The following is a 20,342-nucleotide window of genomic DNA, read 5'->3' on the forward strand; positions in this document are numbered from 1 at the left end:
CGACATCAGTGCGCCAGGTTGGTCCAGACCGTGCGCGTCTCCAGGTACGACTCCAGGTTGGCGTGACCCATGTCCCTGCCGTAGCCCGACATCTTGAATCCGCCGAAGGGGGCGGCCGCATCGGTCGCACCGTACATGTTGATGTAGACGGTTCCCGCCTGCAGGAGCGCTGCGAGTCGGTTCGCCTTGCCGATGTCCCGCGTCCAGATGCCCGCCGCGAGGCCGTAGGGCGAGTCGTTCGCCCGGCGCGCGATCTCGTCGATGTCGTCGAAGGGCTGCGCCACCACGACGGGGCCGAAGATCTCTTCACGCACGGCGGTGAAGGTGTCATCCACGTCGGTCAGCACGGTGGGACGGATGTAGTAGCCCCCGGGGATCGCGGCATCGGGGAAGGCGGATCCTCCCGCGGCGACCGTGGCCCCCTGTTCCTGAGCGCCGTCGATGTAGCCGAGCACGCGCTCGTGCTGGCGGGTGGAGATGACCGGCCCGATCTGCGCCGACGGGTCGAAGCCGTGGCCGACCGTCATCGACGAGGCGATGTCGGCGAGCCGACCGACCACGTCGTCGTACGAGCGCTTCTGCACGTACAGCCGCGAGCCCGCGGCGCAGGCCTGACCGGCGTTGAAGAAGATCGCGCTGGCCGCGGCGGCCGCGGCCTCCTCGACAGGACTGTCGTCGAAGATGATGTTGGGGCTCTTGCCGCCGAGCTCCAGTGTCACTCTCTTCACCATCGGCGCGGCACGCTGGGCGATGCGCGTGCCCACAGCCGTCGATCCGGTGAAGGCGACCTTGTCGACGTCGGGGTGGTCGACCAGCGCCTCGCCGGCCTCGGCGCCGTATCCGGTGAGGATGTTGAGGACGCCCTTGGGTATACCGGCTTCGAGGGCGAGCTGGCCGAGACGCAGCAGGGAGAGCGGGGTGTTCTCGGCGGGCTTCATGACGATGGTGCAGCCGGCGGCGAGCGCGGGAGCGATCTTCCACACGCCCATGAGCAGCGGGTAGTTCCAGGGCACGATCTGGGCAACGACCCCGACCGGGACCCGCTCGGTGCGCACCATCGCGTCCGTCACGGACACGGGGATCGTGTTGCCCTCGATCTTCGACGGCCAGCCGCCGAAGTACTCGAAGTGGTTGATCGCGAGCGGCAGGTCCACGCTCGCGGCGGCACTCTTGAGCTTGCCGCCGTCGAGCACCTCGAGCTCCACGAACTCGTCGGCCCGCTCCTCGAGCAGGCGGGCGAGGCGCAGGATGATCCGACCGCGGTCGAGCGCGCTCATCTTCCGCCAGGGCGCATCCGGTGCGAAAGCGCGACGCGCAGCCTGCACGGCACGGTCGGCGTCCACGGCGTCGGCGGCGGCCGAGCGAGCGATGACGGCACCGGTGCCCGGGTCGACGATGTCGATGGTGCGTCCGGAGTGGGCCTCGACGAGCTCCCCGTCGATGAGCAGCCGGGGAGGCTGGGCGAGGAAGCGCTTCGTCGCCTCGCTGATGTCGGGGTCGATGCTGATGTGCGTGGGGACGGTCGTCATCGCGGCTCCTGTTCAGGCGTGGTGCAGGGCGGCGAGCGCCTCGGCGGGGAAGGCGGACTCGGTGTCGCCGAGGAGCAGCGCGCGGTAGGTCGCGGTGGCCGCCTCCTCGAGGTTGAGTGCGCGGCGGAAGGCCATGCTCACGGAGTCGCCGAGGGCGGAGCAGCCGTGGTGGCCCATGATGATGCAGTCGTGGTGCGCGGCCTGCTCGGCGGCGGAGTCGGCGAGCTCGTCCGATCCGTTCGGGTAGTACGGAGTGGTCCCGACCGAGCGCACGTAATACGCGTGGTCGAGGGTGATCAGACGCACATCGTGACCGAGGGCGTTGAGGAGCACGGCGTGCTGCGGGTGCACGTGCACCACGGCGTTGACGTCGGCTCGTGTCGCGTAGCTGCGCTGATGCAGCTTCCACTCGCTCGACGGGCTCGGCGAGCCGCTGATCACCTCACCCGACAGGCTCATGACCGAGAAGTCCTCGGGCGTGAGCCTGTCGAGCCAGGTGCCGGAGCCCGTGACCACGAAGGTGTCCTCATCGATGCGCGCCGAGATGTTGCCTCCGGAGGCGAGGGCGAGCCCGCGGGCGACGATGTCGACACCGACGGCCGAGAGTTCTTCGATGAGTGATTCCACACGCGTGGTCATGGGTGACTCCTTGTCAGGGTGGGGGATTCAGGCGGTGACGGCAGTCGGGGCGGGGCTCGCCGAGACCGCGTCGTCCGCATCCTTGGGCGTCTTCAGCAGGAACGTCAGGCCGAAACCGACGAGGTAGAGCGAGGCGATGATCCAGACCGTGCCCTCGACGCCGACGGGTGCGGCGAGGCCGGCGATGACCGGCCCGATGAACTGACTGAGGCCGGCGCCGAGGTTCAGGATGGCGACCGCGGCGGCCTTGTTCTTCGGGGCGAGCAGCGGGACGATCGCCGACAACGGCACGAACATGCCCAGCGCGAGACCGTAGACGAAGGCGATCGAGATCGTGATCCAGAAGTTCGGCCCGATGAGGGTGGGGACGTAGAACAGCGCGAGAACCGTGACGAAGCATCCGATGCCACCGGCCCAGGCGACCACGTTGACGCGCCCGATCCAGTCGGCGAGGTAGCCGGAGAGCAGGTTCGCGGCCACGTTCGCGGCGAGCATCGTGCCCCAGATGATCTGCCACTGGGCGAGGTCGAAGCCGACGTCGCGGACCATGTAGGTCGTGAGGAACACGACGAACGCATAGAAGGAGAGCGTGTTGATGATGCGGACCACGCCGCCGACGCCCACCTTCGGGTTGGTCGCGACGATGGTGAGGGAGCTGACGACGCCCTTGACGCTGCTGGCCACGGTGACCTTCTTGGTCACGGGGTTGCGCAGCAGTACGAGCACCATCACTCCGCCGACGACGACGAAGGCCAGCGCCATCCACAGCGTGGCCAGCTCGCCGATGATCGGGATGACGGCTCCGGCGAAGTACGAGCTCAGGACGCCGAGTCCGAGCGTGGAGAAGAACCAGTACCAGCCGACGGCGCGGCCCATCACGTGCTCATCGGTGTCGATCGTGACCCAGACCAGGAACCCGTAGGCGAACATCGGGTATCCGAGCCCGCGGATTCCGAAGGCGAGGAGCATGATCTCGAAGTTGCCGGCCATGACGCCGAACACGAGGAAGAGCACCTCGAAGACGACCCAGATGCCGAAGCCGAGCATCATGACGCGCTTGGGCCCCCAGGCTTCGGCCAGCGCGCCGCTCAGCCAGGCGGCCACGGCGACGACGATGCCGTAGACCGACCAGAGCATGGCGATCTGGCTGCCGTCGAAGCCGCGCTCGTCGAGGTACGGCGAGAGGAAGCCGGCTTCGATGCCGTCGCCGATCATGAAGATCGTCAGGGCGACGAAGCCCCAGGCGATGGGCCGCGAGATGCCCTGAGAGCTGAGGAGGCGCGCGAAGCGGCCCTCGGCGGGAGGTGATGCGGGGGTGACCATGGGTGTCTCCTCGTTGAGCGCGTAGAGATTTCGGGATGTGGTGTACATTTGTTCAGCATCGTGAACGAATGCCCATGGACATCTTGGGCACGTGTCGCGGAATTGTCAAGCAGGACCGGAGGAGTCGGCGTGGGAGGATGTTCAGCATGCTGATGGGTCGCGTGGCGCGCATGTACTACGAACTGGGGCTCACGCACCAGGAGATCGCCGACGCACTCGGCCTGTCCCGCGTCCGCGTGACGAGACTGCTCGCCGAGGCCCGCGACAGCGGCATGGTCGAGATCATCGTGCACGTGGAGGAGTCGCTGTTCGCCGCCGAGGAGCAGGCGCTGCTCAGCCGCTACGGACTGCGCCAGGCCTGGATCGCCCCGAGTGTGGACGATCCGGCGAAGGCCTCCCGCGCGATGGCGACGGTCGGGGCAGAGGCGCTCGCGAGCGTCATCGACAAGGACACCACCGTCGCCATGGGTCTCTCCACGGCGGTCGCCGCCGTGGTCGACGCCTTCCCCGCCCGTCCTCTCGGCGCCCGCTTCGTGCCCCTCACCGGATCGAGCAGTGGTCTCGCGAACGGTGCCAACCCACACGAGCTCACCCTCGCACTGGCGCGCCGCACCGACGGATCGGCCTTCCACCTCCCCGCACCTCTCGTCGCCGCGACGCCGCAGGCCGCGGAGAGTGCCTACGCCGACCCCGGGGTGCGCGAGGTGCTCGCACGAGCGGCAGAGGCCAGCACCCTGATCGCGGGCATCGGCAGCACGCACGACAGCCGCGGACTGCTCTTCGGGTCGCTGAGCGAGCGCGAACGAGCCGCGCTTCTCGAGGCCGGAGCGATCGGCGACGTCGGCGGACGCTTCTTCGATGCGAACGGAGCACCGGTCCGCGGCGAGCTCGACTCCCGCGTCGTCGGACTCGACCTGGATCAGCTGCGCGCCATCCCGCACCGCCTCGCGATCGCGGCGGGCGCGGCGAAGCTCGACGCCGTGCGCACCGCCCTCTCGAGCGGCATGGTGAACATGCTCGTGACCGACTCGAACACCGTCACCGCGCTGCTCGACTGACGCGCTGAGGAGCGGACCGCGCGACGCACGATCCGCTCCCGGGGCTCAGACGCTCCTACGCTCAGACGCTCAGCCGACCGCGGCGAGCGCCTTCTCGTTCGCGGTTCCGGGAACGCGCTGCCCGCTCAGCCACCCCCGCAGCGCCGCCGCAGCGATGCGCGAGTGCTCGACGATGACGTCGTCCGAGGCTCCTGCGATGTGCGGCGTCAGCGTGACGTTGTCGAAGGAGAACAGCTCGTGGTCCTGCGGGAGCGGCTCCTGGTAGTAGACGTCGAAGCCGGCACCGGCGATCCGGCCGTCGCGCAGGACGGCCATCAGCGCCTGCTCGTCGATGATCGCCGCACGGCCGGCGTTGATCAGATAGGCGTCCGGGCGGAGGAGGGCGAGCTCGCGCTCACCGAGAAGTCCCTCGGTCTCGGGCATCAGGGGCACGTGCACGGTGACGATGTCGGAGGTCGAGAGCACCTCGTCGAGGGGCACGACGCTGGCCTCGTCTCCGAACGCATCGGGGGCGAGGAACGGGTCGTACACCTTGACGGTCATACCGAATCCGCGGGCACGGGTGACCATCCGGCGGCCGATCGCCCCGCCGCCGAGGATACCGAGCGTGCGCCCGCCGAGCCCGATCGAGCGGAAGACCTCGTAGGGCTCGAACACGTCGTCCTCGGTCCAGTTGCCGGCCCGCAGCCACCGTTCCGACTGGCTCACCTTGCGCACGGTGGCCAGCAGCAGGGCGAAGCTCAGGTCGGCCGTGACCTCGGCGTTGCGACCCGGGGTCGTGAACACCGGGATACCCCGAACCGTGCAGGCGTCGAGGTCGACGTTCGCCGGCTTCGCACGGCAGGAGACGACGGCCTTGAGGTCGGGAGCCTTCGCGAGCGCGCTCTCGTCGACCACGTCGAGCTCGGCGATCACGACATCCGCTGCAGCGAGTGCGTCGTCGACGCCGCGGTCGGCGAGGGATCCGCCGTCCATGGTCGGGTCGACCAGAGTGACGTCGAACGCGTCGGCGAGGGAATCGGCGATGCCGGCATCGAACGGAGCGGTGATGAGCACCTTCGGGCGGGACGTTTCAGTCATGTGTCTTCTTTCAGGTGGTGGTCAGTGAGCCGGGGATTCGGGGGCGGGATGCTGCTCGGCGCTGTCGCGTAGGCGGCGGAGTCCACCCCAGTGCGGGCGCAGGGCATCGCGCGTCGCGAGGAAGAGCGCATACGCGTCGTCGTACAGCGCGGTGCGGGCGGCGTCCGGCGAGAAGGTCGTCGTCGATGGCGTCAGTCGGCGCGATGCGTCGTGCAGGTCGTCGGCGAGTCCGATCGCTGCCATCGCGAGCGTGGCGACCCCGCGGGCGCCCACCTCCGGTTCGTCTTGACGCACGATGTCGCGTGCCAGGACGTCGGCCAGGATCGTGCACAGGAGGTCTGAGTCGGAGCCTCCTCCGCAGACGAGCAGCGGGCCGTCGAGCCCCAGTGCGTCGGTGGACTCGCGCAGGCTGAAGGCCAAGCCCTCGTAGACGCTCCGCAGCAGCTGGCCCGCCGTCGTGGTGACGCTCATCCCGAGCCAGGATGCCGAGGCGTCGGGGGCGAAGAACGGAGCCCGTTCGCCGCTCGGGGCGCCGTACGGGAGGTAGATCACGCCCCCGCTGCCTGGTGCGACCGCGACGGCCTGCTTCTCGACGACGACCCAGTCCTCGTCCGCGAGGCCGAGCGTGGCGCGCACCCAGTCGAGGTTGGGGGTACCGGTCATCGGGGCCATGGACTCCAGAACCTGGCTCCCTCGACCGGTGGCGAGCACGATGCTCGATTCGCTGCGCACGTCGGCACGCGAGGCGTGATTGATGCCGACGAGGCTCGTTGTGCCGAGGATGGCGTAGCCGCGGCCGTCGTCGAGCACGCCGAGTCCGATGCCGGCAGCCGCGGTGTCGACGACTCCGACGACGACGGGCAATCCTTCCGGGAGACCCAGTGCTGCCGCAACTCTCGGCTCGAGCCGGCCGGCGATCTGCTGCGGATCGAGCACCTCCGGCAGGTATTCGCGCACGTGCTCCTGTCTGAGTGCGGGGAACAGCTCTTCGGCGTACGCCCCCGTCGCGGTGTCGAGGTAGGTGCGCGAGGCCTCGCTGGGATCGGTCGCACGGCGACCGGTGAGCTTGAAGCGCAGCCAGTCCTTGCAGTTCAGCTGCGTCGTGACCCGCTCCCGCAGGGTCGGATCCGCCGCCATCAGCTCGTCGACGAGGATCGGCAGCGCTCCGGAGAAGAGGGGAGAGCCGGTGGCCTGGTGCACGGCCGCCGCGCGTCCGTCATCCAGCCACTCATCGAGGCGTTCGTGAGCGCGCCCGTCGAGCCAGAGGGCTGCGGGACCGACGGGCCGACCGTCGGCATCGACCAGCCAGGCGCCGTCACCCTGACCCGTCACGCCGATCGCCACGATCTCCGCGTCGCCGATGTCATCGACCACCGCCGCGATCGTGGTGGCCGCGGCATCCCAGATGTGGTTCATGTCGGCTTCGGCGCGCCCGTCCTCGGCGCGCTGCACGCGCACGCTCGAGCGGGAGACACTCGCGATGCGACCGTCGAGATCGAAGGCGACGGTCTTCACCGATGTGGTGCCGGCGTCGACGCCGAGGATGATGCGAGTGCGGCTCTGCACACTGAACTCCGAACAATAGTGCGGGCTGGTGATCTATTGTTCAGTATAGCTCGGTGTCCGCAGAGCGCAACGGCGGGGGTCGGCAGGGCCACGGACACGGCGCCTCGGCCCAGAGCACGCGCGCGAACCCGGGTGCCGGCCGGAAGGCGGGCACCCGGGTAGGACGAGCGCGACGCTACTCGATCGACTGACGTCGGCGGCGGATCGCCACCAGGAGCCCGCCCGCGACGAGCAGAACGACACCGGCAGCCAGTGCGCCGACGGCCACCTGGCCACCGGTCACCGCGAGTGGATCCGGTTCACCCAGCGGATGCGTGGTGCACAGGCCGTTCCCGTCGACGCAGATCGGTTCCTCACCGGTCACCGCGATCACGTTGCCGAGGCTGTGATTCCCCTGGTCCGCCCACGGCTGCACCGTGACCACGTATGTCACGGTGGCCGTGCCTCCGGATGCGACCGAGCCCGTGATGCGGATGGTCTGCCCCTCGACCGCCGTGGCCAGCGCCTCCGTCGACCCCTGGGGTCCGCGGGTCAGTGTCGCATCGTCGAGGACGTCATCCAGGTGATCGGTGTAGTCCACGTCTGCACCCGCCGCATCCGGGTCGGTCGAGACGTTGCGGAACGTCACGGTGTACTCCACCTGCTGCCCTTCCTCCACCTCGGTTCCCGAGGCCGGGTCGGCCGACTTCACGACCACCACGCTGCTGACGTGATCGACCGTGCAGTCCGGGTACTCCTCGCCCTCGGCGATGACGCACTCGGTCGGCGGGGCTGCGTCCGGGTCGAGGAGGTAGTTCGACAGGCGGTCGTCGCCACGCTCACCGTCCGCGTTGACCGTGGCCTGGTAGGTGACGGTCACGGCATCTCCGGGTTCGAGCGCTCCGGTGATCCCGAAGCGCCCGTCGACGATCCCGGAGACGGCGAGCAACTCGTCGGAACTCACCGGATCCGACGTGGCAGTCGCATCATCGATCACGGCCGTCAGATCGTCCTCGCGGTCGACCGTGATCGACCCGGTGCCCACGCTCTCGAAGTGCAGCGTGTACGTCACCACCTGTCCGGGCACGACCGTGCCTCCGGAAGCCGGATCGACCGTCTTCCAGTCGCGCAGTTCGCCGATGAAGTGCTCGGTGCGGGGTGGCACGAACGGGTCGCAGTCGGGGTCGCTGTCGTCGCACACGTAGGGCGGGGCGTCCGGGGTGAGGACGTTGGTGAGAATGTTGTCACCACGATCACCGTCCGGCAGCACCGTCACCTGGTAGGTCACCGTGACGACGGCGCCCGCGGGGAGGGAACCCTCGATGCGGATCTCCGCCGCGTCCGCATCGAAGGCCGTCATGATGCCGGCGACATCCGCCGTCGGCTCTGTCGTGACCTCCGCATCGTCGAGCACCTCCGACACGTCGTCGGTCGACGCCACGTCACCGGCGCCCTGGCCGCTGTTCGTGAACGTCAGCGTGTAGGTGACGATCTGGCCGGCCACGACGGTCGTCCCCGAAGCCGGGTCCGACGATTTCTCGGGAGTGATCCGCGGCAGATCGATGTCCACCGGCGGCGTCACCGGATCGCAGACGACACCCGGCGCGCACACCGGTGTCGCGGTGTTGACCAGGTCATCGTCACCGGCATTCGTCACCGTCACCGAATAGGTGATCGATACGGACTCGCCGACGGCGATCGGACCCGACCACGCGAGAACGGGACTCTCCAGAGTCGGAGCCGGCACCAGCGATCCATCCGACGCCACCGCTGCGGCGTCGCCGTTGTAGGAGGCGTCGTCGATCACATCGGTGAGGTCATCCGTGAAACCCGCGGGTACGAACGACGTGTACGCGCTCTCCCCGTCATTCGTCACGGTGACCGTGTACGTCACCACATCACCGGTCTGCACGCCCGCCGTCGCATCCGCAGCCTTCTCGACCGAGAAGTGGCGGATCGGGTTCGAGGTGTCCGGACAGTCCTCGATGCCGCACGATCCGTCCGGGTTCTGCACCACGTTCGCCAGAACATGGTTCTCCTGATCGGCGAACGCACTCACCGTCACGGAATAGGTGACCGTGTACGTCGCGCCGGCGGGCACGGATCCGGTGAGCACCAGATCGGTTCCCTGCAGTACCGCGGTCAGCGCGACGTTCGACGTCGTGATCGAACCGGCGACCAGCGCCGCGTCATCGAGCACGTCGGACAGGTCGTCGACCTTGTCCACCGTCGATGCCGCGGCACCGACACTCTCGAACGTGAGCGTGTAGGTCACGACCTGCCCGACCTCCACAACCGTGCCGGATGCCGGGTCCACCGTCTTGCCCACCGTGAGCTGGCCGACGGGGTGCTCGGTGCTCGGCGGCACGAACGGGTCGCAGTCCGGGTCGCTGTCACCACACACGTAGGGCGGCACATCCGGGGTCAACACATTGGTGAGGACGTTGTCCCCGCGTTCGCCGTCCGGAAGCACGGTCACCTGGTACGTGACCGTGACCGCGACACCCGCGGCGAGCGCGCCCTCGACACGGATCTCTGCGGCGGCCGCATCGAACGTGGCCGTGATGCCCACGACGTCCGCGGTCGGGTCCGTCGTGACCTCCGCGTCGTCGAGCACGGCGGAGAGGTCGTCGGTCGAGTCCACATCGCCCGCGGCCTGGCCGCTGTTCGTGAAGGTCAGTGTGTAAGTGATGACGTCACCCGCGACGACCCCCGCGCCCGAGACCGGGTCAGACGACTTCTCCGGAGTGATCCGCGGCAGGTCGATGTCCACCGGCGGCGTCACCGGATCGCAGATCACGCCCGGAGCGCACACCGGCGTCGCCGTGTTCACCAGATCCGCATCACCGGCGTTCGTCACGGTCACCGAGTACGTGACCGATACGGATTCGCCCGCCTCGAGCGGGCCCGACCACGCAAGCAGGGGCCCGGTGACCGTCGGCTCCGGCACCGTCGATCCGTCCGACGCCACCGCGGCCGCATCACCGTTGTAGGACGCATCGTCGATCACGTCGGTGAGATCGTCCGTGAACCCGGCCGGCTCGGTCGCCGTATAGGCACCCTCACCGTCGTTCGTCACGGTGACGGTGTACGTCACCACATCGCCCGTCTGCACGCCCGTGGTCGCATCCGCGTCCTTCTCGACGACGAAATGACGGATCGGGTTCGTCGTCTCGGGGCAGTCCTCGACACCACACGATCCATCCGGATTCTGCACGATGTTCGCAAGGAGGTGATTCGCCTGGTCGGCGAACGCACTCACGGTCACGGAATACGTCACGGTGTAGGTCTCGCCCGCTCCGACGGACCCGGTGACCACCAGATCCGTGCCCTGGAGCTCTGCGGTCAGCGCCGCATTCGACGTCGTGATCGACCCCGCCACCAACTCCGCGTCGTCCAGGACGTCGGACAGGTCGTCGACCTTGTCCACCGCCGATGCCGCGGCACCGACGCTCTCGAACGACAGGGTGTAGGTCACCACCTGCCCCGCGTCCACCGAAGTGCCCGACTCCGGGTCCACCGTCTTGTCCACCGCGAGCTGCCCGACCGGGTGCTCCGTGCTCGGCGGCACGAACGGGTCGCAGTCCGGGTCGCTGTCATCGCATACGTATGGCGGCACATCCGGGGTGAGGACGTTGGTGAGGATGTTGTCGCCGCGCTCACCGTCCGCCAGCACGGTCACCTGATACGTCACGGTCACCGTCGCACCGGCGGGGAGCGACCCCTCGATGCGGATCTCGCCCGCGCCCGCGTCGAACGTGGCCGTGATGCCCGCGAGATCGGCCGTCGGGTCGGTCGTGACCTCCGCGTCGTCGAGCACCTCCGACACATCATCGGTCGATGCGATCTCACCGGCGGCCTGGCCGCTGTTGGTGAAGGTCAGCGAGTACGTGATCACATCACCCGCGACGACCCCCGTCCCCGAGACGGGATCGGACGACTTCTCCGGAGTGATCCGCGGCAGGTCGATGTCCACCGGCGGTGTGACCGGATCGCAGATGACGCCCGGTGCGCACACGGGCGTCGCCGTGTTCACCAGATCGGCATCGCCGGCGTTCGTCACCGTCACCGAATAGGTGATCGACACCGACTCGCCGGCCGCAAGCGGTCCGGACCAGGCGAGAACCGCACCGGCCACCGTCGGAGCCGGCACCGTCGATCCGTCCGACGCCACCGCGGCCGCGTCACCGTTGTAGGACGCATCGTCGATCACATCGGTCAGGTCGTCCGTGAACCCGGCCGGCTCGGTCGCCGTATAGGCACCCTCGCCATCGTTCGTCACGGTGACCGTGTAGGTCACCACATCGCCCGTCTGCACACCCGTCGTCACATCCGCGTCCTTGTCGACCACGAAATGACGGATCGGGTTCTCCGTCTCCGGACATCCTTCGACATCACACGACCCGTCCGGGTTCTGCACCACGTTCGCCAGAACATGGTTCTCCTGGTCTGCGAACGCACCCACGGTCACGGAATACGTCACGGTATACGTCTCGCCGACCGCGACGGAGCCCGCGACGATCAGGTCGGTGCCCTGGAGTTCTGCCGTCAGCCCCGGGTTCGAGGTCGTGATCGAGCCCGCGACCAACTCCGCGTCGTCGAGCACGTCGGACAGGTCGTCGACCTTGTCCACTGCCGCCGCTGCCTCGCCCACACTCGCGAACGAGAGGGTGTAGGTCAAGACCTGACCCGCGTCGACCGCGGTGCCCGACTCGGGGTCCACCGTCTTGTCGATCACGAGTTCTGCCGCCGGGATGCGCACACTCGCGCAGTCGTCCTGTCCTGCTGCCGTCTCGTCCGTCGGGATGCAGACGAGGTTGTACAGGATGTTGTCGCCCGCGGCGGAGTCGTACGTCGCCGTGTACGTGATGGTGACACTCTCGCCGGCGGCGAGCGGACCGACCCAGGTGAGTTCGTCCCCGACCAGCTCGGCGGATCCATCGGTCGGCGAAGTGATACCTCCGAAGGTCGCGTCATCGAGCACGGCACTGAGGTCATCGGTCACGCGGGCGGGCTCGGCGGCCGTGTAGGCACCGGGTCCGGTGTTCGTGGCCGTGATCGTGTATTCGACCACGCCGCCGTCCGCAGGGAGCTCGGTCGTGTCGGCAGCCTTGGTGACCGACAGCTTCGGCAGCAGGAACTCCGCCTCGGCACAGGCGATCCCGGTGGTGGGGTCGACCCCGTCGCCGTTCGGGGGGTTGCACGCCGGGGTCGGGGTATCCGGCGTGCCGCTGAACACCACGTTCCGGGCGATGCCGTCTCCTCCGGCTGCGACCGTCGCCGTGTAGGTGAGCGTCATGCTCTGACCCACCGCGAGCGGGCCGGTCCAGGTCAGATCGGGGGCCGCGTACGCGATGGTGCCCGGCATCGTCGCGGTGGCGTCACCGTTGTAGGTGGCGTCGTCGAGGACGGCGGTGAGGTCATCGGTGACGACCGCCGGGTTCGCCGCGGTGTACGGCTCCTCACCGGTGTTGGTCGCGGTGATGGTGTACTCCACAGCGTCACCCGGACGGGTGTCGATGGTGGCGTCGGATGTCTTCGTCAGCGTCAGGCAGTTCCCGGGCGAAGACGCCTGCGCGCTGACGTCGATGTCGCCGTAGGCCCAGTTGTCGATGGCCGCGAAATTCCCCCACTGGTTCGTGCCGGTGGATGCCCACCCGTGGATGAAGCCGGCGCTGCTGAGACCGGCGAGATTGACGACCGGAGTGCTCGTCGTGGACTTGGGGCCCACACCCGACAACGGAACCTCGGTGTCGTCCCAATAGATGGTGTCGTTTCCGGCGCTCGACCCGACGATCTGCGTGATGCGGATGCCGCCGGGCAGAGTCTCCACGTCGCCGAGCACGAAGTGGATCTCGTCGGTCTTCTCGATCGCCACCTCGAAGTTCACCGTCGTGCAGACGTCGACGAGCGTGCCGGCGGAGTCCCGACCGTTCCACGGAGCGCTCACGGTGCCGTCCGTTCCCGACTGGGGGAGAGCGACATCCAGAGGATCCGTGTACGAGCCGTTTCCGTCGACATCGACCCGCACGACGTAGTTGCCCGTGAAATTACTCAGGTCATACGAGAGCGCTCCGGCGTGCGAAAGAGCGTTGGTACGCGTGTACGTGGTGTCATCGAAGCTCGGAGTGACGTAATCGGGATTGACGAACTCGTTCCCATCGGCCGACGAAGCGAACCCGGGAAGGTCGGCTGCCGGGGGTTCGAAGAAGAGGTTGTAGCCGGGCCCGCACTCCGGGCCCGGACCCTGATGCTCGGGCGAGTTACTCGTCTGCGCGAGCGATCGGTAGGCCGGGGTGCAGAGCGCCGGGTCGACGACGTTCCCGAAGGCATCGCTGCTGAAGCTCCAGCCACCACCGTTGAACACGGGCATCTCCACGGTGTACTGCGAGCCGTTCTCCGACACGACCCAGAAACCGAGGTCGGAGTTGGGGAAGGCGGTGCCCGATCCCGGAGTGAATGAGCTGTACGCGCGGTACTGCTTCGACCACACTCGACCTTCGATCGGTGCGCCGCCGGAGAGCACGGTGATGTCCCATCGCGTGTCGTTTCCCGACCCCGCCGGCCAGTTCGGCGTCTCCGCCCCGATTCCGTCCGTCTCGAGTAGCCATACCCCGCCGGGACCGGTCATGCCGGCCGGCACGGTGCAGACGGTTTCCGGGGCAGTGGCCGGCGGAAGGTCGCAGGTCCAGCGCACGGCGCCCGAGGGGTCGGTCAGGGTGAAGGTCTGTCCCTGCGTCGGATTGAGATCATTGGCGATGAACTCTGCTGTGACGACGTCGCCGGCGGCGGCGTACACATAGAAGGTGTTCTCGCCGATGAGCACCGTGTTCGGTGCATTCGACTCGGCCTGCGCTGGCGCAGCGGCCAGGGGACTCAGCGCCCCGAGCACACCGACGGTGAGGGCGACGGCCGCGGCCGTGAAGCGGCTCCTCAGAGAGTGCGGGTTCTGCCGGGCGCGCCTGTTGCGGGACTTGTCGGTCATCAGAACCTCTTCGTGTCGGGCGAGGTCCGTGCGGACTCGCGGGGCGCGCCCCTATGGACCCGCTCCCTCCCCCGAGAGGCTGCGCATATTCAACCACGCCCACACTTTTTTCGCACCTGATCCGGAGAATATCGCCAGGACTGAAGTGGCTGCCGCGGCATCCGACGCGTCACCTCAGTTCGGCATGCACCGGTTTCGGGATGAACATCGAGAAGATCAGCGCACCGACCAGCACGACGGCTCCGGTGACCAATGCGGCGATGTATCCGGTTCCCGCTCCCGCCGACTCCGAGGCGAACGACGTCTGAGCGGCGTAGATGACGACGAAGCTCAGCCCGGCGCCGAGGTTGATGGCGCCGGTGTTCAGCCCGGGAAGCGACCCCGGGCGCTCCTTCGGCGAGAGCACGACGCCCAGGCCGTTGAGCATGATGTTCCCGATCCCGGCGTAGGTGATGCCGACGGCGACGGAGAGCAGCAGCAGAACGAGGCGTGAGGCGGTCTCGACGTTGGCGACCATGAGCCCGAGCACCACGATGGTGCCGCCGAGGCCGATCCGCAGCATCGTCCGGTAGCCGACGGTGGCGGCGAGTCTGCCACTGAGGGGACCCATCAGCAGACCGGCGAGGGCATACGGCATGAGGATCCACAGGGACACCTCCTCGGCACTCATCCCGAGGTTCATCGAGGAGTCCTGCGCGAGGGCCGGCACGACGCCGTTCATGATCGCGAAGATCCCGGAGAGGGTGAGGAGTGAGGTGGCGCTCAACGCCCAGGTGGCGCGCTGCTTCAACTGAGGGATCGAGACGAGCGGGTGCTCGATCGTGGCCTCGAGCTTCCAGAAGGCGGCGAACGACACGACGGCGACCACGGCGAGGACGAGCACGAGGATCAGGTCCGCGTCGGCGAGCTTTCCGAGCTCGTTCAGAGCGACGAGCATCGAACCGACGGAGACGACCAGCAGCAGCGACCCCCACCAGTCCATCCGCGGACGGTCTTCGGCCATCGTCTCGGGCGCGAGGAAGCGCACGACGAGAGCAGCACCGACGGCGACACCGCCCATGGTCCAGAAGATCGAGGCGAAGCCGTGGTTGGTCGCCAGATACCCGCCGAGCAGAGCGTCACCGCCGGCGATCCCGCCGTTGACGGCGGTCACGACTCCGAGCAGGGTGCCGTAGACCTTCGGATCCGCGACGGCCGCGCGCAGCATGATCAGGCACAGCGGAACCACCGGTCCCGACACACCCTGGATGAGGCGACCGATGAAGAGCATCGGGACGTTGGTGGCGAGCGCCGCGACGACGCAGCCGACCGCCATCACGACGAGCATCCCGACGAGAACCCGTCGGCGACCGATCAGGTCGCCGAGACGGGGGAGGAAGAGAGTGAACAGCGCGGCAGCCGTGAAGAAGACGGTCTGGGTCGACGCGATCTCGGTGGCGGTCGCGTCGAGCTCACGCTCCATCGTGACCAGGGCCGGGCTCAGCATGCTGGCGTTGAGTTGGAACGCGAGGCATGCCGCGAGGAGCGCGATCATCAGCGAAACCACGCTGGAGCGGGTACGAACCGCATCTGTCTGGTTGTTCATTGCTCACTTCTTCGTGTCGAGTCGTCGGGTGTTCGGGTGCGTAGTCCTTTACGCACGCCATATCTTTGAGTCGTGGTGCCGTCGGCACCGGGGATGAGGGTCGTGATGAAGAAGGCGTCCGTCACACTGCACGAGGTCGCGGCCGCCGCCGGCGTGTCCATCGCGACGGTCTCGCGGGCCCTCAACGGCAAGGACCGCGTGTCGGGACGCACGGCCGAGCATGTCGCGCAGGTGGCCGAGCAGCTGGGCTACCGGGTCAACCTCATCGGTCGCGGCCTGCGCGCAGGCACAGGCGCCACCATCGGCGTGGTCGTCCCCGTCATCAGCAACCCCTTCTACGGTGAGCTCATACACCGCCTCGAGGACCATCTGCAGCGCCGCGGATTCGACCTCGTCATCGCGGATTCGCATGGCGATGTCGACCGCGAGCGCGACCGCCTGCGCATGCTGGTCGAACGGCGCGTGGAGGGCATCTTCGTGGTGCCCGCCGACGCCGAGCTCTCGTTCGAGGCGGTCGCCGACACCGCGCTGAGAGTTCCGCTGGTGCAGCTCGACCGGCGCGTGCTCGATCTTCCGGCCGACTTCGTCGGGGTCGACAACGACGCCGGGATCGACCTCGCCGTCGAGCACGTGACCTCCCGCGGTGCGAAGCGGGTCGTCCTCGTCTCCGGCAACGACGTGACCTCTGTGGGTCGCGAGCGGCGGACCGCCTTCGAGGCGACGGTGCGCACCCGGGCTCTGCCGCAGGAGGAGAACATCTTCGGCGAATACCTGCTGTCGTTCGGCGAGAGCGCCGCGGAAGCGCTGCTGGCCCGCGGTCCGCTTCCCGATGCGATCATCGCCGGAGACGACCTCGTCGCGGCCGGCGCGATCGCGGCGCTGAAACGTGCGGGGCGGAGTGTCCCGTCCGACGTGCAGGTCACCGGGTTCGACGGCACGATGCTCGCGGATGTCTGCGAGCCGCGGCTGACGACCGTGGTGCAGCCGTTCGACGAGCTGGCCCGCGAGGCGACGGAGGCGCTGGTGCGGCGGATGGAGGATCCCGACGCCCCGTACATCCTCAGCCGTCTGGCACCGAGTCTGCGCGTGGCCGAGTCGACGACGCCCGTCGCGCCGCGCTGAGCGTCAGGCCAGCGCGCCGACAGCATCCGTCACCAGATCCCAGAACTTCGGCACATCGAGGGTGATCGCGACATCGGCGTTCGGCTCCTTGCCCAGCATGTCGTGCAGGTCGACACAGGTCGCACCGGCGGTGAACTCGCCGGTCGTCTCGATGTCGACGTGGCAGCGCTGGATCGTGGCGACGGCCCGGTCGATCGCGATGGCGACGGTGATGGGATCGTGCAGAGGTCCCTCCGGCATCCCCTCGGCCTTCTCATAGGTGCTGCAGAAGAAGCGCAGCAGCTCCACTCCGAACGCCGAGGTATCGTTGCCGACCGCACCGATGCGCTGGATCACGTCTTCGGTGATCAGCGCCTGGTGGGAGATGTTGAGCCCGACCATGGTGAGCGGAACGCCGGATGCGAACACCACGGCCGCGGCCTCGGGATCTGCCCAGGCGTTGAACTCCGGATACGCGCCGACATTGCCGCGGCCGGTCGAGCCGCCCATCCAGATGATCTCCTTGATCTGGGGCACGACCTCCGGATGCTGCTGCAGAAGCAGCGCGATGTTGGTGAGCGGGCCGGTGGGGATCACGGTGATCGGCTCCGGCGAGGCGGCGAGCGTGTCAGCGAGGAACTGCACGGCGTGGCGCGGGTCGAGCGACACGGTCGGCTCGGGGAGAACCGGTCCGCCGAGCGCGTTCTCGCCGTGGATCCACGCGCCGGGGGTGAGTTCACGGACGAGGGGCTTGTCGGCACCGGCGGCGACCGGCACGTCCGTCACGCCGGCGACGGTGAGTGCGATCCGCGCATTCCGAGTGGTGTGCTCGAGGTAGCCGTTGCCGCCCACCGTCGTCACACCGCGCAGGTCGATGGCGTCGTTTCCGGCCGCGAGCCAGATGGCGAAGACGTCGTCGTGGCCGGGATCGCAGTCGAGAAGGACGGGAATTGTCATGGTGCTCCTTTGCAGATGTGCGTGCGTAAACGTTTACACTTTCTATCATGAACGTCAAGTCGACCGCGATCTCCGCGTTCCGATGCCTCCGCTCGATCCGAAAGATGCTGCCATGACCTCTCCTGCTCTTCCGTCCGTCGTCGTCGTCGGCAGCGCGAACGTCGACGTCACCGCGTTCGTCGAACGACTCCCCACTGCCGGGGAGACCGTGGCGGGCGGGCGGCTCTCCCGCGACCTGGGTGGCAAGGGCGCGAACCAGGCCGTCGCCGCCGCGAAGCTGGGGGGAAAGGTCCGGATGGTCGGCGCCGTCGGTGACGATGCCGACGGTTCCTGGACCCGGCAGGAGATGAAGCGGGCCGGGGTCGATGTCAGCGACCTGCGCACCGTGGATGACGCCACCGGCACCGCGCTCATCGTCGTCGACGCGGATGCCGAGAACCAGATCGCGGTCTGCCCCGGTGCCAACGACCACGTCTCGCTGGACGGCGTGACCTTCGGCGCAGACGAGGCCGTGCTCATGCAGCTGGAGATCTCGCTCGCGGTGGTCGAAGAGGTCGTCGCCACGGCGGAGGGATTCATCGCGCTCAACGCCGCGCCCGCCCAGCCGTTGCCCGAGGCTCTGCTGCGCCGGGTCGACCTGTTCATCGTGAACGAGACCGAGCGCGAGCTCATGCCCGAGCTGGCCGAGGCGGAACTCGTCGCGGTCACCTACGGCGCGGCCGGCGCTGCACTGTATCGCCGTGGCGAGGAGATCGCCCGAGCCGACGGCGTCCCCGCCGAGGCCGTCAACACCGTCGGTGCCGGTGACGCGTTCTGCGCGGCGCTCGTGCTCGCCCTGCGCGCCGGGCACGCACCGGCCGATGCACTGGCCGCCGCTTGTGCGGTGGGATCCGCGGCGGTGTCGCACCTGTCGTCCCAGCCGCCGTTCGAACACCTGAGTCGGTATCTGCCTGTGGCCTGAGCGGCGCCCGGAGACGGAGAAGGCCCGGTGTCCTCAAGGAAACCGGGCCTTCATCAGAATGACAAAGGCCGAACCCTCTGGGCCCGGCCTTCTGTCATTCGCTGTGCGCGAGGGGGGACTTGAACCCCCACGTCCTTACGGACACTGGCACCTGAAGCCAGCGCGTCTACCATTCCGCCACTCGCGCGAGTGTCTCGTTCCGAAGAACTCAACTTTCCAAAGATATCACGCGATTTCACCCCCTGATGCACACCCCGGAACCCCGATCGGCGGCGTTCCCCCAGGTCACCTGGCTACGATGTGTCTACCGGTCGGCATGCCAGAGGAGCCCAGTGGGACTACTTGACAGCTTTGAGAAGGGTCTCGAGCGCGCAGTCAACAGCGCGTTCGCGAAGACCTTCCGCAGCGGCATTCAGCCGGTGGAGATCGCTTCGGCCCTCCGCCGCGAGGCCGATACGAAGGCGGCGGTCGTGAGCCGCGACCGCATCATCGCGCCCAACAGCTTCGTCGTGCGCCTCAGCCCCGACGATGCGGAGCGGATGCGCGGCCTCGGTGGCGCCCTCACCGATGAGCTGCTCGCGCTTCTGACCAAGCACGCCAAGGCGCAGGGGTACAGCTTCTCGGGCCCCCTGTCGATCAACCTCGAGGCCGACGAGAAGGTCGCCACGGGAACCGTGCGCGTGAACTCGGGCACGGTCGAGGGCCGCGTGAGCTGGCAGGCCGTGGTCGACGTCGACGGCCGTCGTCACGCGATCAACCGCGCCCGCACGGTCATCGGCCGGGGGACGGATGCCGACATCACGATCGCGGACGCCGGATCGAGCCGCAAGCACGCCGAGATCCTGTGGGACGGCGAGCGCGCCATGATGCGCGACCTCGGCTCCACGAACGGCACCAAGGTCAACGGCCAGAAGCTGCGCGAGGCCGCCCTCCCCACCGACACCACCATCACCATCGGACGTACCGACCTGGTGTTCCGGATCGTCCCCGTGGCCAGCCCGTCGCGCCCCGCGCCACGCGGCGACGACGCCACCCGAGCGTTCGGAGCCCTCGGTTGAGTGAACTGATCCTCCTCCTTCTCCGCATCGGGTTCCTCGTCCTGATGTGGTTCTTCGTTTTCGGCGTCGTGTACTCGCTCCGCGCCGACCTGTTCGGCGTGCGTGTGCGCAAGCTCCCCGCCGAGGCGTCCACGGGCGCTCCCGCTCCTGCGGCAGCGCCGGCTCCGACCCCCGCGGCGAGGCCGGCATCCGCACGCCCGTCGACCGGACCCGCCACCGTCGCGACCGCCAAGCGCCTGGTCATCACCTCCGGCCCCAAGGCGGGCCTCGAACTGCCTCTCAGCGCCGACTCGCTCACGATCGGCCGCTCCAGCGAGTCGGCTCTCGTGATCCGCGACGACTACACATCCAGCCACCACGCGCGCCTGATGCTGCGCGGCGACAGCTGGGCGATCCAGGACCTCGACTCGACCAACGGCACCTTCGTCGCCGGCCAGCGCGTGTCGGGCTCACCGGTTGCCCTCTCGCTCGGCACCCCCATCAAGGTGGGCGCCACGACCTTCGAGCTGCGAGCCTGACCC

Annotated in this window: 13 protein-coding genes and 1 tRNA gene; 5 read left to right on the plus strand and 9 right to left on the minus strand. The window is 68.3% G+C overall.

Features of this window, described 5'->3' with window-relative positions; genetic code table 11:
- Positions 1-5: 5 nt before the first annotated feature.
- The 3 genes from J7E45_RS09990 to J7E45_RS10000 are packed head-to-tail and all read right to left on the minus strand — an operon-like array spanning position 6 to position 3,491.
- Complete coding sequence (locus tag J7E45_RS09990; RefSeq protein WP_215068902.1) at positions 6-1,529, minus strand: aldehyde dehydrogenase family protein; 1,524 nt, start codon at positions 1,527-1,529, stop codon at positions 6-8.
- Between the two features lie 12 nt (positions 1,530-1,541).
- Positions 1,542-2,168, minus strand: coding sequence for a class II aldolase/adducin family protein (locus J7E45_RS09995; protein ID WP_215068904.1), 627 nt, complete (start codon positions 2,166-2,168; stop codon positions 1,542-1,544).
- 27 nt (positions 2,169-2,195) lie between these two features.
- Positions 2,196-3,491 carry an MFS transporter gene (locus tag J7E45_RS10000; protein WP_215068906.1) on the minus strand — a complete coding sequence of 432 codons (1,296 nt, stop codon included), beginning with the start codon at positions 3,489-3,491 and terminating at the stop codon, positions 2,196-2,198.
- Positions 3,492-3,637: 146 nt separating this feature from the next.
- Here J7E45_RS10000 and J7E45_RS10005 point away from each other — a divergent pair, with 146 nt between their 5' ends.
- Entirely contained in the window at positions 3,638-4,549 is a 912-nt protein-coding gene (locus tag J7E45_RS10005; RefSeq protein ID WP_215068908.1) for a sugar-binding transcriptional regulator, read from the plus strand.
- Positions 4,550-4,618: 69 nt separating this feature from the next.
- Here J7E45_RS10005 and J7E45_RS10010 read toward each other — a convergent pair whose 3' ends face one another.
- The 4 genes from J7E45_RS10010 to J7E45_RS10025 all read right to left on the minus strand — a co-directional run bounded on the left by J7E45_RS10010 (position 4,619) and on the right by J7E45_RS10025 (position 15,744).
- Positions 4,619-5,629: an NAD(P)-dependent oxidoreductase gene (locus J7E45_RS10010; protein ID WP_215068910.1), complete on the minus strand. Its 1,011-nt coding sequence runs from the start codon at positions 5,627-5,629 to the stop codon at positions 4,619-4,621.
- Positions 5,630-5,650: 21 nt separating this feature from the next.
- The gene (locus J7E45_RS18065; RefSeq protein ID WP_215068912.1) at positions 5,651-7,195 is read right to left on the minus strand and encodes an FGGY family carbohydrate kinase; all 1,545 of its coding nucleotides are present in this window, start codon (positions 7,193-7,195) and stop codon (positions 5,651-5,653) included.
- 175 nt (positions 7,196-7,370) lie between these two features.
- Positions 7,371-14,159 (minus strand): isopeptide-forming domain-containing fimbrial protein, encoded by a 6,789-nt coding sequence (locus J7E45_RS10020; protein WP_215068914.1) that lies wholly within the window; start codon positions 14,157-14,159, stop codon positions 7,371-7,373.
- 169 nt (positions 14,160-14,328) lie between these two features.
- Complete coding sequence (locus J7E45_RS10025) at positions 14,329-15,744, minus strand: MFS transporter (RefSeq protein WP_215068916.1); 1,416 nt, start codon at positions 15,742-15,744, stop codon at positions 14,329-14,331.
- Between the two features lie 105 nt (positions 15,745-15,849).
- Here J7E45_RS10025 and J7E45_RS10030 point away from each other — a divergent pair, with 105 nt between their 5' ends.
- Complete coding sequence (locus J7E45_RS10030; protein WP_215068918.1) at positions 15,850-16,866, plus strand: LacI family DNA-binding transcriptional regulator; 1,017 nt, start codon at positions 15,850-15,852, stop codon at positions 16,864-16,866.
- 3 nt (positions 16,867-16,869) lie between these two features.
- On the opposite strand, the gene J7E45_RS10035 is transcribed toward J7E45_RS10030, so the two are convergent.
- A complete protein-coding gene (locus tag J7E45_RS10035; protein ID WP_215068920.1) occupies positions 16,870-17,802 on the minus strand; it encodes a nucleoside hydrolase in 933 nt (310 codons plus the stop codon).
- A gap of 112 nt (positions 17,803-17,914) precedes the next feature.
- Here J7E45_RS10035 and J7E45_RS10040 point away from each other — a divergent pair, with 112 nt between their 5' ends.
- Entirely contained in the window at positions 17,915-18,763 is an 849-nt protein-coding gene (locus tag J7E45_RS10040) for a ribokinase (protein ID WP_215068923.1), read from the plus strand.
- Between the two features lie 104 nt (positions 18,764-18,867).
- On the opposite strand, the gene J7E45_RS10045 is transcribed toward J7E45_RS10040, so the two are convergent.
- Positions 18,868-18,950: transfer RNA gene (locus tag J7E45_RS10045), tRNA-Leu, on the minus strand.
- A 145-nt stretch (positions 18,951-19,095) separates the two neighbouring features.
- Here J7E45_RS10045 and J7E45_RS10050 point away from each other — a divergent pair.
- On the plus strand, positions 19,096-19,821 hold the full coding sequence (locus J7E45_RS10050; protein WP_105711469.1) for a DUF3662 and FHA domain-containing protein: 726 nt from the start codon (positions 19,096-19,098) through the stop codon (positions 19,819-19,821).
- On the plus strand, positions 19,818-20,339 hold the full coding sequence (locus J7E45_RS10055; protein ID WP_091028166.1) for an FHA domain-containing protein: 522 nt from the start codon (positions 19,818-19,820) through the stop codon (positions 20,337-20,339). Before J7E45_RS10050 ends, J7E45_RS10055 begins: the two co-directional genes overlap by 4 nt.
- Positions 20,340-20,342: the final 3 nt, after the last annotated feature.

Origin of the sequence: Microbacterium sp. ISL-59 (assembly GCF_018613945.1) — a bacterium.
Taxonomy (GTDB): Bacteria; Actinomycetota; Actinomycetes; order Actinomycetales; family Microbacteriaceae; genus Microbacterium; species Microbacterium oxydans_B.

Coding starts and splice junctions, on each gene's coding strand:
- J7E45_RS09990 (WP_215068902.1), bottom strand. CDS start 1,529: ATGACGACCGTCCCCACGCACATCAGCATCGACCCCGACATCAGCGAG.
- J7E45_RS10005 (WP_215068908.1), top strand. CDS start 3,638: ATGCTGATGGGTCGCGTGGCGCGCATGTACTACGAACTGGGGCTCACG.
- J7E45_RS09995 (WP_215068904.1), bottom strand. CDS start 2,168: ATGACCACGCGTGTGGAATCACTCATCGAAGAACTCTCGGCCGTCGGT.
- J7E45_RS10030 (WP_215068918.1), top strand. CDS start 15,850: ATGAAGAAGGCGTCCGTCACACTGCACGAGGTCGCGGCCGCCGCCGGC.
- J7E45_RS10020 (WP_215068914.1), bottom strand. CDS start 14,159: ATGACCGACAAGTCCCGCAACAGGCGCGCCCGGCAGAACCCGCACTCT.
- J7E45_RS10000 (WP_215068906.1), bottom strand. CDS start 3,491: ATGGTCACCCCCGCATCACCTCCCGCCGAGGGCCGCTTCGCGCGCCTC.
- J7E45_RS10035 (WP_215068920.1), bottom strand. CDS start 17,802: ATGACAATTCCCGTCCTTCTCGACTGCGATCCCGGCCACGACGACGTC.
- J7E45_RS10025 (WP_215068916.1), bottom strand. CDS start 15,744: ATGAACAACCAGACAGATGCGGTTCGTACCCGCTCCAGCGTGGTTTCG.
- J7E45_RS10040 (WP_215068923.1), top strand. CDS start 17,915: ATGACCTCTCCTGCTCTTCCGTCCGTCGTCGTCGTCGGCAGCGCGAAC.
- J7E45_RS10010 (WP_215068910.1), bottom strand. CDS start 5,629: ATGACTGAAACGTCCCGCCCGAAGGTGCTCATCACCGCTCCGTTCGAT.